This window comes from Massilia aurea (assembly GCF_024753205.1).
Lineage (GTDB): Bacteria > Pseudomonadota > Gammaproteobacteria > Burkholderiales > Burkholderiaceae_D > Telluria > Telluria aurea.
Window position 1 is genome coordinate 1 of record NZ_JANUGZ010000022.1, and the last position, 1,384, is coordinate 1,384.

Here is a 1,384-nt window from a genome sequence, read left to right on the forward strand (position 1 = left end):
TGGTCGGGTCCAACCTCCGTCGGTGCCGGTAACTTCAAACTCGTGCCCGTGCAGATGAATCGGGTGATTGGTCATCGTCAAGTTGCCGAAGCGAATACGCACACGTTCGCCCTGGCGCGCGACCATCGTGTCGATACCTGGGAAGACGCGACTGTTGAACGTGAACAGATTAAAGTCCAGCATGGTCGAGGTCTTTGGGACGAAGCTTCCCGGCTCAATGTCGTAGCTACCAAGCAGAAATACGTAATCGCGGTCGACTTTCATGAAGTTGGGATTCTTCGGGTGGGTCACCCAGAAGCCCATCATCCCCATGGCCATCTGGACCATTTCGTCGGCATGCGGGTGGTACATGAACGTACCGGGCCGCTTAGCCTCGAACTCGTACACCATCGTCTTGCCGGGCTGGATGCCTTTTTGCGTCAACCCGGTAACACCATCCATACCATTTGGCAGTGGTTGACCATGCCAGTGGATGCTCGTGTGCTCCGGCAGGCGGTTTGTCACGAAAATACGGACACGGTCACCTTCAACCACTTCAATGGTCGGCCCTGGTGAAGCGCCGTTATACCCCCAAAGGTTTGCTTTCATGCCCGGTGCGAATTCACGCACAACCGGCTCAGCAACCAAGTGGAACTCCTTGACTCCGTTGTTCATGCGCCATGGGAGCGACCACCCGTTAAGAGTCACGACTGGGTTGTAAGGACGGCCGTTCGGTGGCGGTGGTGGAACCTGGGTCGCGGCGCTCTGCATGATTACTGCTTCTGGGAGGGATGCTGCACCCACTCGGCTGACTACTCCCGCCCCAATTAGTGCCGCAGCACCGGTGAACAAATCTCTACGTGAAACCATCTCAATTCTCCAATTAATGTTCAGCCGCTGGCGCAGAGCCCGACGCTGCAATGGTTGCGCCCGAAACGGCTCCGCCGCTGCCGTTTACTGCTGTCTGTAGTTCGGTCTCTGCTATCCAAAAATCTCGTTGCGCTTCAATAGCGCCGTTGACGCTCGTGATTTGGTCGCGCGAGTCGGCCAGCAGCTCGAAAACACTGGCAAGCATCCCGTTGTAACGGAGGAGGACCTCTTCCGAAATTTGCTTCCTTAGCGGAACCACCTCGTCGCGATAGTGTTTGGCGACGTCATACGTAGTTCGGTACGCCGAGTATGCTTCGCGCACTTCTGAGCGCGCGCGAACAGCAGCATCGGCGGTACGATTGACAGCGAGCATGTACGTTGCCTTCGCACGAGCACGTCGAGACCCACCCCAGTCAAAGATAGGTAGTTCAAGCGATATTTCGTAGCCGTTCTCACGAGGAGCCCCAGTAGTGCTCTTGTTGGCGTATCCAGCGTCCAGAACATTGATAAAGCCTGTAGCGTTCGTCAGGCCCAA

Annotated in this window: 2 protein-coding genes; both read right to left on the reverse strand. The window is 56.4% G+C overall.

Features of this window, described 5'->3' with window-relative positions:
• A partial coding sequence (locus NX775_RS23845; protein ID WP_258838243.1) for a copper oxidase occupies positions 1-849 on the reverse strand: 849 nt, incomplete at its 3' end.
• Between the two features lie 13 nt (positions 850-862).
• On the reverse strand, positions 863-1,384 hold a 522-nt coding region (locus tag NX775_RS23850), incomplete at its 5' end, for a TolC family protein (protein ID WP_258838244.1).